General features: G+C 60.6%; 13 protein-coding genes. All 13 read left to right on the forward strand.

The features are described 5' to 3' along the window. The first annotated feature begins 57 nt into the window (after positions 1-57). The 13 genes from hisA (at position 58) to uvrA (ending at position 14686) form a co-directional block, all read left to right on the forward strand. A complete protein-coding gene (gene hisA, locus DAAHT2_RS11645) occupies positions 58-831 on the forward strand; it encodes a phosphoribosylformimino-5-aminoimidazole carboxamide ribotide isomerase (RefSeq protein ID WP_013164472.1) in 774 nt (257 codons plus the stop codon). A gap of 50 nt (positions 832-881) precedes the next feature. Continuing rightward, positions 882-1760, forward strand: coding sequence for an HDOD domain-containing protein (locus DAAHT2_RS11650; RefSeq protein ID WP_013164473.1), 879 nt, complete (start codon positions 882-884; stop codon positions 1758-1760). A 168-nt stretch (positions 1761-1928) separates the two neighbouring features. Continuing rightward, positions 1929-2849, forward strand: a complete 921-nt coding sequence (locus DAAHT2_RS11655) for an MBL fold metallo-hydrolase (protein ID WP_013164474.1) — start codon at positions 1929-1931, stop codon at positions 2847-2849. A 128-nt stretch (positions 2850-2977) separates the two neighbouring features. Beyond that, positions 2978-3406, forward strand: coding sequence for a hypothetical protein (locus tag DAAHT2_RS11660; RefSeq protein ID WP_013164475.1), 429 nt, complete (start codon positions 2978-2980; stop codon positions 3404-3406). A 169-nt stretch (positions 3407-3575) separates the two neighbouring features. Beyond that, positions 3576-4154: an RsbRD N-terminal domain-containing protein gene (locus DAAHT2_RS11665; RefSeq protein WP_013164476.1), complete on the forward strand. Its 579-nt coding sequence runs from the start codon at positions 3576-3578 to the stop codon at positions 4152-4154. Positions 4155-4160: 6 nt separating this feature from the next. Then, positions 4161-5219, forward strand: coding sequence for a sulfate reduction electron transfer complex DsrMKJOP subunit DsrM (gene dsrM, locus DAAHT2_RS11670; RefSeq protein ID WP_013164477.1), 1059 nt, complete (start codon positions 4161-4163; stop codon positions 5217-5219). Positions 5220-5268: 49 nt separating this feature from the next. After that, positions 5269-6915, forward strand: coding sequence for a sulfate reduction electron transfer complex DsrMKJOP subunit DsrK (gene dsrK, locus DAAHT2_RS11675; RefSeq protein ID WP_013164478.1), 1647 nt, complete (start codon positions 5269-5271; stop codon positions 6913-6915). A gap of 3 nt (positions 6916-6918) precedes the next feature. After that, positions 6919-7302 carry a sulfate reduction electron transfer complex DsrMKJOP subunit DsrJ gene (gene dsrJ / locus DAAHT2_RS11680; RefSeq protein WP_013164479.1) on the forward strand — a complete coding sequence of 128 codons (384 nt, stop codon included), beginning with the start codon at positions 6919-6921 and terminating at the stop codon, positions 7300-7302. A gap of 1 nt (position 7303) precedes the next feature. Then, positions 7304-8119 (forward strand): sulfate reduction electron transfer complex DsrMKJOP subunit DsrO, encoded by an 816-nt coding sequence (gene dsrO, locus DAAHT2_RS11685; RefSeq protein ID WP_013164480.1) that lies wholly within the window; start codon positions 7304-7306, stop codon positions 8117-8119. Positions 8120-8130: 11 nt separating this feature from the next. Then, on the forward strand, positions 8131-9300 hold the full coding sequence (dsrP, locus tag DAAHT2_RS11690) for a sulfate reduction electron transfer complex DsrMKJOP subunit DsrP (protein ID WP_013164481.1): 1170 nt from the start codon (positions 8131-8133) through the stop codon (positions 9298-9300). 88 nt (positions 9301-9388) lie between these two features. Further along, positions 9389-10120, forward strand: a complete 732-nt coding sequence (gene pgeF / locus DAAHT2_RS11695; RefSeq protein ID WP_013164482.1) for a peptidoglycan editing factor PgeF — start codon at positions 9389-9391, stop codon at positions 10118-10120. Positions 10121-10176: 56 nt separating this feature from the next. Continuing rightward, positions 10177-11622: an RsmB/NOP family class I SAM-dependent RNA methyltransferase gene (locus DAAHT2_RS11700; protein WP_041719001.1), complete on the forward strand. Its 1446-nt coding sequence runs from the start codon at positions 10177-10179 to the stop codon at positions 11620-11622. A 226-nt stretch (positions 11623-11848) separates the two neighbouring features. Then, positions 11849-14686 carry an excinuclease ABC subunit UvrA gene (uvrA, locus tag DAAHT2_RS11705; protein ID WP_013164484.1) on the forward strand — a complete coding sequence of 946 codons (2838 nt, stop codon included), beginning with the start codon at positions 11849-11851 and terminating at the stop codon, positions 14684-14686. Positions 14687-14779: the final 93 nt, after the last annotated feature.

The following is a 14779-nucleotide window of genomic DNA, read 5'->3' on the forward strand; positions in this document are numbered from 1 at the left end:
TCAATTTAATGTGGTAAGGGGGCTGTCTGGCCCCCGATTACGTTTTTGGGGGGTGCTATGAAGTTTCGGCCTTGTATTGATTTGCACGAGGGCAAGGTCAAGCAGATTGTCGGCTCCACCCTTTCCGATTCCGACCAGGGTTCCCTGGCCACCAATTTTGTTGCCGAGCAACCTCCTTCCTACTACGCCGAACTTTACCGGCGCGACAACCTTAACGGCGGGCATGTGATTATGCTGGGGCCGGGTAACGAGGCGGCGGCGGCCGAGGCTTTAGCTGCCTGGCCCGGCGGTTTGCAGCTGGGCGGCGGGATCACCGCCGACAACGCCGGCCGCTGGCTCGACCTGGGGGCTGAGGCGGTGATTGTTACCTCCTATGTCTTCCGGGACGGCCAGGTGCTGGAAGAGCGCCTTCGTCGCCTGGTCAAGGCCGTGGGACGGGAGCGACTGGTGCTGGACCTGAGTTGCCGCCGGCGGGACGGGCGCTTCCTGGTGGTTACTGATCGCTGGCAAAAATTCACCTCCATGGCGGTTGACGCCACTTCTCTTGAGTATTTTTCCCGATTTTGCTGTGAGTTTCTCGTTCATGCCGTGGACGTCGAGGGCAAGTGTGCCGGGGTGGCGGAAGATCTGCTGACCTTGCTGGCTGCCGCTACGCCGTTACCCACCACCTACGCCGGCGGTGTGGCCAGCCTCGACGATCTATACCGGATTAAAGAGCTGGGCCGTGATCGCCTGGATGCCACCATCGGCAGCGCTCTGGACATTTTCGGTGGAACCGGGGTACAATACCGAGATGCGGTGGCCTTCAATCGAGAGGGTCAAAGGCAGTAGGGGAGATCAAATCCTCACTGCCGGACTGTTTCGTTGGGGGGGGAGGGAGAGTGAGCAACGCGGAGCAGGAAAAAAAAATTCGCCGCTTCATCGAGCGCATGCCGAGCCTTTCCACCACCGTGACCAAGGTGATGGAGATCTGCAACCAGCCCGAAACCTCCGCCAACGACCTTAATCGGGTAATTTCCCTGGACCCGGTGCTCACCGGTCAGGTTCTCAAGCTGATCAACTCCGCCTATTACTCCCTGCCCAACCAGATCGGCTCCCTGACCCGGGCCATAATTCTGCTGGGGGTCAATACCATCAAAAACCTGGCCTTAAGTACCGCCGTACTGGGCGGTATTGGCCGGGAAGACTCTTTTCAGGCCCTGAATATGGATAAGTTCTGGACCCACTCCCTGGGAGTGGGGGTTACCGCCAGAATGCTGGCCGGTCGGCGGGGGGCGGTGCGGCAGCAGCAGGAGGAATATTTTGTGGCCGGCCTGCTGCATGACTTGGGCAAAATCCCCTTAAACGTCTGTTTCCCCCAGGAATATCGTAAGATTCAGCAACTGGCTGCTTACCGCCGCCTGCCCCTGGACCGGGCGGAGGCGGCGGTGCTGGGGTTGGACCATGGCCGGGTGGGGCGGATGATCGGCGAGAAATGGCAGCTTAACGCCGACCTGGTGGAACTGCTGGCCGGGCATCATCGCGCCTCGGCCGAAATCCGGGAAGATCTGCGTTCCATGGCGGCCCTGGTGGCGGTGGCCGATGCCTTTATGAATTTACAGGGGCCGGGGGCCGCCGGCAACTCCTACCCCGACAAGGCAAATCTGAAGGCATTGCTGCAACAGGAAAAAATCAACTGGCGGGCCCTGGCCGGGTTGTTGCCCGAGGTGGAGGCGGAAATCGAAAAGGCCCAGATATTCCTCACCGTGGCCCGCCAATAAAGGTAAGCGTTCAGCAGCACCGCATCTTCGGGCGATCAGCCAGGCTTACGTACAGGGGTACGCTGCACCTGGCTGCTTGCCCGAACCTGCGGCACTGCTGAACGCTTACCGCCCGTTGAACCGGTAGGTTAGTGCCTCTGAAGCACGGTTACCAATAAAGGAGAGCTTATGAAGATCAGGCTGAAATTCTGGGGGGTGCGGGGTTCGGTGCCTTGCCCGGGTCCGGAAACCGTTCGTTACGGCGGTAATACCGCCTGCCTGGAGATCCGTTTTCCCGAGCTGGATGATCGCTTGCTGATCATCGACGCCGGCAGCGGCCTGCGCAGTCTGGGCAACCAGATGATGGCCCGGGATTTTGCCCGTGGCCCCATCGACGCCTCCATCTTTCTAACCCACACCCACTGGGACCATATCATGGGTTTCCCCTTTTTCGTGCCCATCTATGTGCCCGGTAACAAGCTGACCATTTACGGGCCGGTAAGCTACGAGGAAGACACCCTCCAGGGTATCGTCGGCGGGCAGTTGACCTACCGCTATTTCCCGGTGCGGGAGGCCGAGCTGGCCGCAACCATCAATTACGTCGAGCTTAAGGAAGGCCGCCTGGACCTGGGGGACGGGGTCAGCCTGGTTACCCGTTACCTCAATCACCCTGTGCTTTGCCTGGGTTATCGCATTGAGTATGGCGGTAAGGTGCTGTGTACGGCCTACGACACCGAGCCCTACCGGAACCTCTTTGTCACCGACCCCGCCGCCCCCGGCTATGACGCCGAGATGGCTCGGGAAGGTGAAGAGGTGGCGGCGGAACAGAACCGGCTCCATGAAGAGTTCTTTGCCGGGGCCGATCTGCTGATTCACGACAGCCAGTACACCGAACAAGAGTATCTGGCCGGCAAGCTGGGCTGGGGGCACTCCAGTTTCGAACGGGCCATTGCCGTGGCGCGCCGGGCAGGCGTAAAAAGCCTGGCCCTTTTTCATCACGACCCCGAGCGCACCGACGCCCAACTCGATGATTTGGCAGCCAACTATTGCGACCGGGAAGATGGCCTGGAAATTTTCATGGCCCAAGAGGGTATGGAAATAGAAATTTGAGCTGTTGAAAAAAACTGAACCAACCGGGGGTTATTGCCGATCAGTTAAACAGAAAGCCAAAACTTGATGACTTCGCCAGAAGTCCATGGGCGGACTTTTTGCGATCCCATCTAATTCGGGTGGCTGGTATGGTTATTTCCGACGAATACAAATTTCCCCGGGTGTTACCGGTGGACCCGTTCCGCAAACGACGCCGGGTTGAGGAAGTGGACCCGGTGCCGGCGGTGGCCCGCATCGGTGCTTTCAGGCGGGAATGGAACCGGAACCGGGGAGGGGAGCAGCAGTCGGCGCCCCGGCCCCGGAATTTGAACGCCGAACAGGAGCAGGAAGTGCGCCGCCAGGTTCGGCACGCCAACCGCAAGTTCGAGGAACAGGGTATTTTTTTGCGGTTGGTTCTGTCCCGGCGTGAAGATGGTTTCCACCTGGACGTCTACGATTGCACCGATAACACAATGTGCCAGCTGGCGGCCGATCTTGTCATTACCCTTGATGAATTGCCGACCCTGCTCCGCAACCTGGAAGACGAAGCGGGCCTGCTGGTCGACACCCGCACCTGAGGCACCGGTTTTTTTGTTTTCCCTACCCTCCTTTTTTGTCTTGAAATCCCCGGTCGAACGTGCTACCAATGCCTCTTAATTTCTGAACCGGTATTCAGAATAGCCGCTTGGGCCTTGCTTTTGGGCAAGTGGGGAGCGGAAAACAGAGGGAGAGGGAGGAATCAGGGGGATGACGCTGGAGCAATTTCTAGCCGAGAACAAGGGGGAGTTGCAAGATCGCTGGGTTGACCGGGTTCTTGACAGCTATGCCGGAGATGCCGCCACCATATTCAAGGGCGAGCAGGACCGTTTTGCCAACCCGGTGGGCTACAACACCCGCCACACGCTAACCGCCATCTATTCCCTGCTTTTTGATCAACCGGAAGTGGACCTTCAGCGGCTCAAGGCCGAACTGGAGACCTTCATCAAGATCCGCGCCGTGCAGACCTTTACCCCGGCTTCGGCGGTGGGGTTCATCTACGACCTTAAGGCCGTGGTCCGCCACGCCGTCGGCAAACAGCGCGATCTGACGGTCAGCCAGGAAGAGTGGGCCAACTTCCACGACACCCTCGACCAGCTTGCCCTGGTGGTTTTCGACCTCTACATGGCCAGCCGGGAGCGCCTTTTTCAGGCCCACCTCAACGAAATTAAAACCATGAATCATATGCTTACCAAGCACGGCTGCCCGTCAGCCGGGCTGGTGGATAAAACCACGCAGTTAATGGCGGATGTTCAACCTCTTCATACTCAAAGCAACGAAGCGAGGTAATGGTCAATGAGAGTCCTGAAAGCCTTTATCGCGGTCGTGGCACTGGTCCTGGTCGCCCTGGTGGTGGCCCAGGTGCCTGGCGGGCAAAGCCTGCTCGGGATAGTGCTGCCCTACCTGGCATTTGCCATTTTTCTGGGCGGCTTTATCTACAAGGTGGTGTATTGGGCCAAATCACCGGTGCCTTTCCGGATCCCCACCACCTGCGGGCAGGAAAATTCGCTGCCCTTCATCAAGCAGAACAAGCTTGACTGCCCCACCACCAAGGGCCAGGTAGTGGGCCGGATGCTGCTCGAGGTGCTGCTGTTCCGCTCGCTGTTCCGCAACACCCGGGCCTCCATTCATGACGGCCCGACCCTGGCTTATGGCTCCAATAAGTGGCTCTGGCTTTTTGCCTTGTTGTTCCACTACAGCTTCCTGGTCATTATCCTGCGCCACATGCGGCTTTTTACCGACCCCATCGCCGGCTTCGTGCCAATGCTGGAATTTGCCGACGGTTTTCTGGAAGTGGGCGCCACCACCATCTACCAGAGCAGCTTCATCCTGCTGGCGGCGGTGACCTTCCTCTTCCTGCGCCGGGTGGTGCGCCCCTACCTGCGCTACATCTCGCTGCCCGCCGACTACTTCCCGCTGCTGCTGATCTTCGGCATCGGCTTGAGCGGGATCCTGATGCGCCATGTCTTCCGGGTCGATATCGTCTCCGTCAAGGAGCTGACCATGGGGCTGGTAACCTTCTCGCCCAGCATTGAAGGACAAATCGGCGCCATCTTCTTCGTTCACATCTTCCTGGTCTGTGTGCTGCTGGCTTACTTCCCCTTCAGCAAGCTGATGCACCTTGGCGGGGTCTTCATGAGCCCCACCCGCAACATGGCCAACAACAGCCGGATGGTGCGCCATGAGAATCCGTGGAACGATCCCAACATTAAGCCCCACTCTTACGCTTCTTACGAGGATGAGTTCCGCCAGTTCATGGTAGATGCCGACCTGCCGGTGGAAAAGCAGCCGGAACCGGCTACCGCTGAGCCGGAAGCCGAGGAGGCTGCTCCCACGGAAGAGCCAAAGGCGTGATCCGGCCTTGCCGACAGTGCATAAAATCTTCAGATAAGGAACGACGACAATGGCAGATACCAAAGCAGCAGAAATGAAGGTTAAGGTGGTCACGGAGCCGTCCCTGATGACCGGCGCCGTCCCCACCCACGACTGGTGGGATGTGGAGGCGATCTTTAAGCCCGGCAATTACTGCTACCCGGCCAAGAAGAGCATTGCCGAGTACCACGGCAAGAATCTTCCCGGACTGTTCGGCGAACCCCGCGACTGGGATATTGAAAGTGATGACTGGGCCTTGCCGGAAAACTGGAAGGAGATCATCATCAACGGCATCAAGGAGCGGCTGGATAAGTTCCGCTCCCTCAAGATATTCATGGACTGCTGTGTCCGCTGCGGGGCTTGCGCCGACAAGTGCCACTTCTTCCTGGGCACCGGTGATCCCAAGAACATGCCGGTGCTGCGGGCCGAGCTTTTCCGCTCGGTATACCGCAACGACTTCACCACCGCCGGCAAAATTCTGGGCCAGATCGCCGGGGCCCGGCCCATGACCTTCAAGGTGTTGAAGGAATGGTTCATGTACTTCTACCAGTGTACCGAGTGCCGGCGCTGCTCGGTCTTCTGCCCCTACGGCATCGACACCGCCGAGGTGACCATGATGGGCCGGGAATTGCTGCATCTGGTGGGGGTCAACACCAACTGGATTCTCGAGCCGGCGGCCAACTCCAACCGCACCGGCAACCACCTGGGCCTGCAGCCCCACACCTTCAAGGAAAACGCCGAGTTCCTGCTCGACGACATTGAAGAGGCCACCGGGGTAAAGCTCAACAATCTCACTTTCAACCGCAAAGGGGCCGAGGTTCTCTTCATCATCCCCTCGGCGGATGTCTTCGCCGACCCTGGCATCTTCACCTTCATGGGCTACATCATGCTCTTCGAGCATATCGGCCTTGATTACACCATCAGCACTTACTCTTCGGAAGGCGGTAACTTCGGGTTGTTCACTAACAACCAGTTGATGAAAAAGCTCAACGGCAAGATGTACGCCGAGGCCAAGCGCCTGGGCGTGAAGTGGATCCTGGGCGGTGAGTGCGGCCATATGTGGCGGGTCGTTCACCAGTACATGAACACCATGAACGGTCCGGCGGATTTCCTGGAAATACCCAAGAGCCCCATCACCGGTACGGTCTTTGAAAATGCCGCCGCCACCAGGATGGTGCATATCAGTGAGTTTACCGCCGACCTGATCCACCAAGGCAAGCTGAAAATCGACAAAAACCGCAACGACAACCGGATCGTGACCTTCCACGATTCCTGCAACACCTCCCGCGGCATGGGCTTGCTGGAAGAGCCCCGCTACATCATCAACAGCGTCTGCAACAACTTTTACGAAATGCCGGAAAACACCATCCGGGAAAAGACCTTCTGCTGCGGCAGCGGTACCGGCCTCAATACCGGCGAGATCATGGATTTGCGGATGCGCGCCGGATTGCCCCGGGCCAACGCGGTCAAGTACGTGGCCGAGCGCCATGGGGTCAACATGCTCGCCAATGTTTGCGCCATTGACCGGGCCACCTTGCTGGCCCTCAATCAATACTGGAATCCGGAAGTGCAGGTTTGCGGTATTTCGGAACTGGTCGGCAACGCCCTCATCATGGAGGGAGAAAAAGAGCGGGAAACGGACCTGCGGGGCGAACCCCTGCCGGGAATGGAGGGTTAAAACATGTACGGAAGCGGACGAATCATTCCAGCATTGATCATCTTTGTCGGCCTGATGACCTTTCCCATCTGGTACAACGCCGGCAAGGCCCAGCAGCCGCCGGTGCTGGTGCTGCCCACTGAACATACCGAATGCGTACGCGACGCTCAGTACATGCGCGAGAGCCATATGGTGCTGCTGCACGAATGGCGCGACGACATTCTCCGTAAAAGCGGGCCCCGCTCCGGGGTGACCGCCAGCGGCATGCAGTACCAGCGCAGTCTGCAGCAGGGTTGTATGAGCTGTCACTACGACAAGAAAAACTTCTGCGACCAGTGCCATGACTACACCGCCGTGGTCCCCGACTGCTGGGCTTGTCATCTCGAACCGACCAAGGAGGCCATCTAAGATGAAGAAGGACAGGCGAGATTTTCTTAAACTTGCGGGCTGTGCGGCGGTCGCCGGGGTTGGCTCATCCACCGCCTTTCACTCGCTGCTGCGCGGCGAGGCCGAGGCCGCCGGCCTGAGAAGGGCCGGCACCAAAAAAGAGAAGACCGGTGTCCGCTTGGGCATGGTGATTGATATCCAGAAGTTTCTCGATGACCAAGACCTGGCCCGGCGCTGCATCAGGGTCTGCCACCAGATCCATAACGTGCCGGAGTTCGGCAACCCCAAGGATGAGATCAAGTGGCTGTGGACCGATCGCTTCGAGCATGTCTTTGTCAAGGATACCCATTACCGCCAGGCCCAGCACCTCCAGGGCATGCCGGTGCTGACCCTGTGCAACCACTGCGACAATCCGCCCTGCGTGCGGGCCTGCCCCACCAAGGCGACCTTCAAAAAGGCCGACGGGATAGTGGGGATGGATTACCACCGCTGCATCGGCTGCCGTTTCTGCATGGCGGCCTGTCCCTACGGCGCCCGGAGTTTTAACTGGCGCGATCCGCGGGGTATGGATGAGCACGGCCGCTCCTTTATCCGCGAGCTTAATCCCGATTACCCGGCCCGAACCATGGGCGTGGTGGAAAAGTGTAACTTCTGCAGCAAGCGGCTGGCCCAAGGCAAGCTACCTGCCTGTGTGGAAGAGGCGGCCGGAGCAGAGGCCATGTTTTTTGGCGATCTCAACGACCCCAACTCCGAGGTCAGCCGGGTGCTGCGCGAGAAGTTCACCATTCAGCGGCGACCGTCCCTGGGAACCTATCCATCCGTCTTCTATATCATTTAAGGTGAGCCGTCATGATTGAAAAAGCGTTTCAGGGGAGTAAAGGATACTGGACGTGGATAGCGTGTCTGCTGGCGGTCATCGCCATCGGGGGCATGTTCTACGTGCAGCAGTGGAACTACGGTTTGGGAATCACCGGCATGAGCCGGGACGTATCCTGGGGCTTGTACATCTCCCAGTTTACCTTCCTGGTCGGGGTCGCCGCCGGCGGCTTGATGCTGGTGCTCCCCTATTATCTGCATAACTACAAGGAATTCGGGCGGATTACCATCCTCGGCGAATTCATGGCCATCGCCGCGGTGGTGATGTGTCTGATGTTTATCATCGCCGACCTGGGCCAGCCCATGCGGGCCCTCAACGTGCTGCTGCACCCCACCCCGCAATCCATGCTGTTCTGGGATATGGTGGTGCTTAACGGCTACCTGGCCCTCAACCTGATCTGCGGCTGGGCCATTCTTCACTCCGAGTACAAAGGGGTCAAGTACTCCAACTGGGTCAAGCCCTTTATCTACCTTTCCATTCCCTGGGCCATCAGTATCCATACCGTTACCGCCTTTCTGTATGCCGGTCTGCCCGGCCGCGATTACTGGCTCACCGCCATCCTGGCGCCGCGCTTTCTGGCCTCGGCCTTTGCCGCCGGTCCGGCCCTGTTGCTGATCATCGCTCTGATCATCGAGCGCAACACCCTTTTCCGGGTAGGCCAGGTGGCCAAGGATAAGCTGGTGACCATTATTTCATACGCCGCCATCATCAACTTCTTCTTCCTGGCCTGTGAGTTCTTCAGCGCTTACTACAGCCAGTACCCGAGTAAGATGTACACCAAGGATTATCTCTTCTTCGGCTTGGAGAAGGACGGCAGCATCTTCAACAACCTGGTGCCCTACATGCAGGCCTCGGTGGTGATCGGACTCATCGGTATTGCCATGATTTTTTACGCCCGCTCGAAAAAATCGGACCTGCTGCTGGGGATTTCCTGCGGTCTGATCTTCCTGTCGCTGTGGATCGACAAGGGCCTGGGCATGGTGCTGGGCGGCTTTGTCCCCAACCCCATGGGCCAGGTAACCCAGTACTATCCCACCATTCCTGAGCTGGGTATCACCGCCGCCGTCTGGGCCACCGGCTTCCTGATCCTGACCATTCTTTACAAGGTGGCCATCAGCGTTAAACTGGAGAAAGAGCTGTAGTAAAAACTCTTGCCAGCCAATAGCAGTTCCTTTATGAAGCAGGTTTGGGCATGGGTCCCCGAACCTGCTTCATTTTTTTGGTTAGACGATGAATATTATTCGTTATCGTAATCTGGCTGGATTGGCAACGGCCCCGGTGCATGGCTCGTTTGGCCGTTGGGGCGGGGTGAGCCACGGCGCCCTGGCCGATTTGAATGTCGGGGCGGCGGTGGGGGATGAACCGCAACGGGTGGCGGAAAACCGCCGCCGCATGGGCCAGGCCCTGGGGCTTGAACTGCTGGTCTCGGCCGGCCAAGTGCACGGCGATCGGGTGGCGGTGGTGGCCGAGAGGCCGGAGGTGGACCAAGAGATAGCCGACTGCGACGCCCTGGTCAGCAACCTGCCCGGCGTGGGGCTGCTGATCTGCCAGGCCGATTGCCAGGCGATAATGCTCCATGACCCGCAGCGGAGGGTGGTGGCCAATATTCATGCCGGCTGGCGGGGCAGCGCTTTGAACATCATTGCCGTCACTATCAAGGTGATGGCTGAGCGCTTCAACACCGCCCCCACCGACCTGCAGGCCGCCATCAGCCCTTCCCTCGGCCCCTGCTGCGCCGAGTTCGTCAACCATCACCGTGAGTTACCCCCGGCCTTTCAAGCCTACCAGGTGCGGGAAAACTATTTCGATTTCTGGGCCATCAGCCGGGAGCAACTGCTCTCTGCCGGGGTGTTGCCAGGCAACATAGAAGCGGCGGAAATCTGCACCCGCTGCAACCCCAACTTCTTTTCCTTTCGCCGCGATCGCGCCTGCGGTCGCCAAGGTTCTGTAATCGCCTTATGAAAAAGAATCGATCATCTTCACCTACGGCGGCTGGAGAGGGTTTACGCCCTCGGCAGGTGGCGCTGGAAATACTGCTGCAGCAGGAACAGCAAAATCGTCCCCTGGACCAGGTGCTGGCGGAGTATCCCGCCCGGCGCTGGCCTTCCGATCGCCGTGACCGGCAACTGGTGCGGGCGCTGGTTTATGAGGTGCTGCGCCGCCGGGGTTTTCTCGACCATGTCGTGGCCCGCTACGCCAAGCACCCGCTGGCCAAAATGAAACCCCTTACCCTGGCGGCCTTGCGCTTGGGGCTGGCGCAACTGCTCTATTTTGACCGCCTGCCGCCGGCGGCGGCCATTGATGAAACCATCCGCGCCCTCAAGGCGGCCCGCCAGCCTCGCTGGATTACCGGTTTTGTCAATGGATTGCTGCGCAATGCGGCCCGGGAGCGGGCGGAGCTGTTGCGCCTGGCCGCCGAGCAGTGCGATTGGCTCAGCGTCCCGGCCTGGCTGCGGCAACGCCGTGAGCAGCAATTAGGGCAGGAAAGGGCTTACCATCGCAGCCGGGCGGAAAACCAGCCGCCTCCCCTGGTACTGCGGGTCAATACCGCCAAAATCAACTGCGCGACCCTGGCTGAGCAGTTGCAACACAACGGGATCGAAGTGGAGGAGAGCACTTTCGCCCCGGCGGCCTTGCGCCTGCCTTCATACCATGGCCGGGTGGAAGAGTTGCCCGGTTTTAACGAGGGCTGGTTTGCCGTCCAAGATGAAGCGGCGCAACTGGTAACCATGCTGCTGCAAAAGGAACCCGACCCGGAACCGGGGGCGTTATTCCTTGATGCCTGCGCCGGCTTGGGAGGCAAAACCGCGCATCTGGCCGAGCTTTTACCGGCAGAAAGCAGGCTGGTAGCACTGGAGCCCCACACCGGCCGTTTTGCGCTTCTTGCTGAAAACCTGGCTCGCCTGGGCCACAAATTTTTTAAATTACCGCCGGACGGCCCCCCTGAAGAACTTGCCCGCCGCCTGCAGACGGCCGCCGCCGGGAAGCCCGCACCGCTGCTGCTCTGCCCGCAAACCCTGGCAAGCTTCGCCCGCCTGCTTGATTCAGCTTCCGTTGCCCCCGCCTTCCAGGGTATATTGCTGGATGCTCCTTGCTCCGGCTTGGGCGTGGTTCGGCGGCACCCGGACATCCGCTGGAACCGGCAACCCGAGGATCTGCCGCGTTACTGCAAGCAACAAATTGCCCTGCTCGACCAGGCGGCCAAGCTGCTGGCCCCAGGCGGGGTGCTGGTCTACGCGGTCTGCAGCAATGAGCCCGAGGAAAACCGGGAGGTAATCCAGGCGCTAACAAGCCGTCACCCGGAGCTGGAGGTGACCGATCCCCGCCCCTGGCTGCCGCCGCCGGCCGCCACTCTGGTTGACGACGAGGGATACTTGCGCTCCACCCCTGAAACGGGCCTGGACGGCTTCTTCGCCGCCCGCCTGCAAAGAGGTGACGCCCTGGAAAGCGTAAAAAAGATGTAGGCTCAAGAGGGCAAGATGCAAGCTACGTGAATCCTGGACGGGGGCCGGGAAAACCGGTAGCGGCGGGTTCGCTGGCGGCCGGGCGCATGGACGCGCAGGAGGCCGCCAGCGCCTCGGAGGCGGGCATGGATGCCCGCCGAGAATGAGCCGCTACCGGTTTTTCCGGCTCCCACCCCCTGGCCACAACCCCAAAAACTACGGTCATAAGCCCGTTGAGAATTATTTAATGGAACCGCAATATCTCCGCATCCGGGGCGCCCGGATGCACAATCTGCAAAATATCGACGTCGATCTGCCCCGCAACCGCCTGGTGGTCTTCAGCGGCCTGTCGGGCTCCGGCAAGTCTTCGCTGGCCTTCGACACCCTGTATGCCGAAGGGCAGCGGCGCTACGTGGAATCGCTTTCCACCTACGCCCGCCAGTTCCTGGGCCAGATGGACAAGCCCGATGTGGACCTGCTGGAAGGGCTCTCGCCGGCGGTATCCATCGAGCAGCGCACCACCAGCCGCAACCCCCGCTCCACCGTGGGCACCATCACCGAGATTTACGACCACTTGCGCCTGCTGTTCGCCCGGGTGGGCCAGGCCCACTGCCCCCATTGCGGCGAGGCCATCCAGCCCCAGTCCTTGCAGGACATGGTCAAAACCCTGCTGGGCTACCCCGAGGGCAGCAAACTGATCCTGCTGGCCCCGCTGATTGACGATAAAAAGGGCGAACACCAGGCGGTGTTACAAAAACTGCGCCGGGACGGCTTTGTCCGGGCCCGGATCGATGGCGAAATAATCGGCCTTGACCAGGAGATCACCCTGGCCAAAACCAAAAAACACACCATCGAAGCGGTGGTGGATCGCCTGATCATCAAGGAGGGGGTGGCCCGGCGGCTGGCCGACTCGGTGGCCACCGCCCTGCACCTGGCCGAGGGCAAGTTGCTGGTCCACTTTCCCGAGCTGGCCGGCAGCGAGCAGGAGCGGCTGTTCAGCGAACTGGCCGCCTGCGTCAGTTGCGGCCGTAGCCTGCCGGAGCTCTCGCCCCAGCTCTTTTCCTTCAATAACCCCAAAGGCGCCTGCCCGGAATGCGGCGGCCTGGGGGTCAAGCAGGTGTTCGACCCGGAACGTGTGGTGGCCGATCCCCAGCTCAGCCTCAACCAGGGGGCGTTGCTGCCCTGGAGCGGGCGCAGTTCCGGCTCCTACGTCCGCAACCTGATCAAGGCCCTGGCCGAGCGTTACGGCTTCGACCCCGATCGTCCCTTTGCCCGGCTGCCCCAGGCCGCCAAAGAGCTGATTTTTAACGGTAGCGGCCCTGAGCCCGTTACCTTCAGCTACACCCGTTTCCGCCGCCGCCGCACCCACAGCAAGCCCTTTGAAGGGCTGCTGCCGCAGCTTACCCGGCGCTACCTGGAAACCGAATCGGCGGCGGTGCGCGAGGAGCTGGAGCAGTACATGAACGAGCAGCCCTGCCCGGCCTGCCAAGGCGCCCGCCTGCGGCCCGAGGCCTTGGCGGTAACGGTGGGCGACTACTCCATCGCCCGGCTTTGCAGCTTAAGTATCGAAGAGCTGCTGGCCGCCCTGCCGGCCCTGGAGTTCGCTCCGGCCAGGGCCCCGGTGGCGGCCCGGATCATCAAGGAGATCCACGACCGGCTGACCTTCCTCCACGACGTGGGCCTGGGCTACATCACCCTGGCCCGGCGGGCCTCCACCCTTTCCGGCGGTGAGGCCCAGCGGATCCGGCTGGCCTCCCAGATCGGGGCGCGGTTGGCGGGGGTGCTCTACATCCTCGATGAACCCAGCATCGGCCTGCACCAGCGGGACAACCGCCGGCTGATCAACACCCTGCTGCGGCTGCGGGACCTGGGCAACACGGTGATCGTGGTGGAACACGACGAGGATACCATCAGGGCTGCCGATCATGTGTTGGACATGGGCCCCGGTGCCGGGGTGCATGGCGGGCGGGTGGTTTATAACGGCGATGTAACCGGATTGCTGGCGGCGGAAGAGTCGCTCACCGGCGGTTATCTTGCCGGGCGGCTGGCCATTGCGGTACCGGCCAAGCGCCGGCGGCCGGGGAAAAAAAGCGCCTGGCTCAAGCTTAACGGTGCGGCGGCCAACAATCTGCAAAACGTGGAGGTGGCGCTGCCTTTGGGCCTTTTTACCTGTGTGACCGGGGTCTCGGGCTCGGGCAAGTCTTCGCTGGTCATCGAAACCTTGTACAAAGCGGTGGCCCGGCACCTTTACGGCTCCCGGGAGACCCCGGGGGAGTATAAAAAAATCAGCGGCCTGGAGCAACTGGACAAGGTCATCGATATCGACCAGAGCCCCATTGGTCGCACCCCGCGCTCCAACCCCGCCACCTACACCGGGGTGCTGACCCCGGTGCGGGAACTCTTTGCCCGCCTGCCGGAGGCCCGGGCCCGGGGCTACAAGCCCGGCCGCTTCAGCTTCAACCTCAAGGGCGGCCGTTGCGAAGCCTGTGAAGGCGACGGGGTGATCAAGATCGCCATGCACTTTCTGCCCGACCTGTACGTGACCTGCGAGGCCTGTAACGGCAAGCGCTACAACGAGGAAACCCTGGATATCCGGTACAAGGATAAAAATATCGCCGAGGTGCTGGCCATGACGGTGGCCGAGGGGCGGGAGTTTTTCAGCGCCGTGCCGACCATCCGCAACAAGCTGGAGACCTTGTTTGAGGTGGGGTTGGGCTACCTGCCCCTAGGGCAGTCCTCGGTGACCCTCTCCGGCGGCGAGGCCCAGCGGATCAAGCTGTCCCGCGAGCTGAGCAAGCGCCAGACCGGCCGCACCCTCTATATCCTCGACGAACCCACCACCGGCCTCCATCCCGCCGACATCGAGCACCTGCTCCATGTCTTGAACCGCCTGGTGGAGAGCGGCAACACGGTGGTGGTGATCGAGCACAACCTGGATGTGATCAAGACCGCCGATTACCTCATCGACCTGGGCCCGGAAGGCGGCGAGGGCGGTGGCCGGGTGGTGGCCGCCGGCCCCCCGGAACAGGTGGCGGCCTGCCCGGAATCACATACCGGCCGCTATCTCAAGCCACTGCTGGGCTGACAGGTAAGGCTTGGCATTCGGGTGAATATTCGCTATATATGCTGACTTAACCCTGCGGAAATCATAAAAGAACAACCGACTGAGCAAGGAGAT

The organism is Desulfurivibrio alkaliphilus AHT 2 (genome assembly GCF_000092205.1).
Lineage (GTDB): Bacteria > Desulfobacterota > Desulfobulbia > Desulfobulbales > Desulfurivibrionaceae > Desulfurivibrio > Desulfurivibrio alkaliphilus.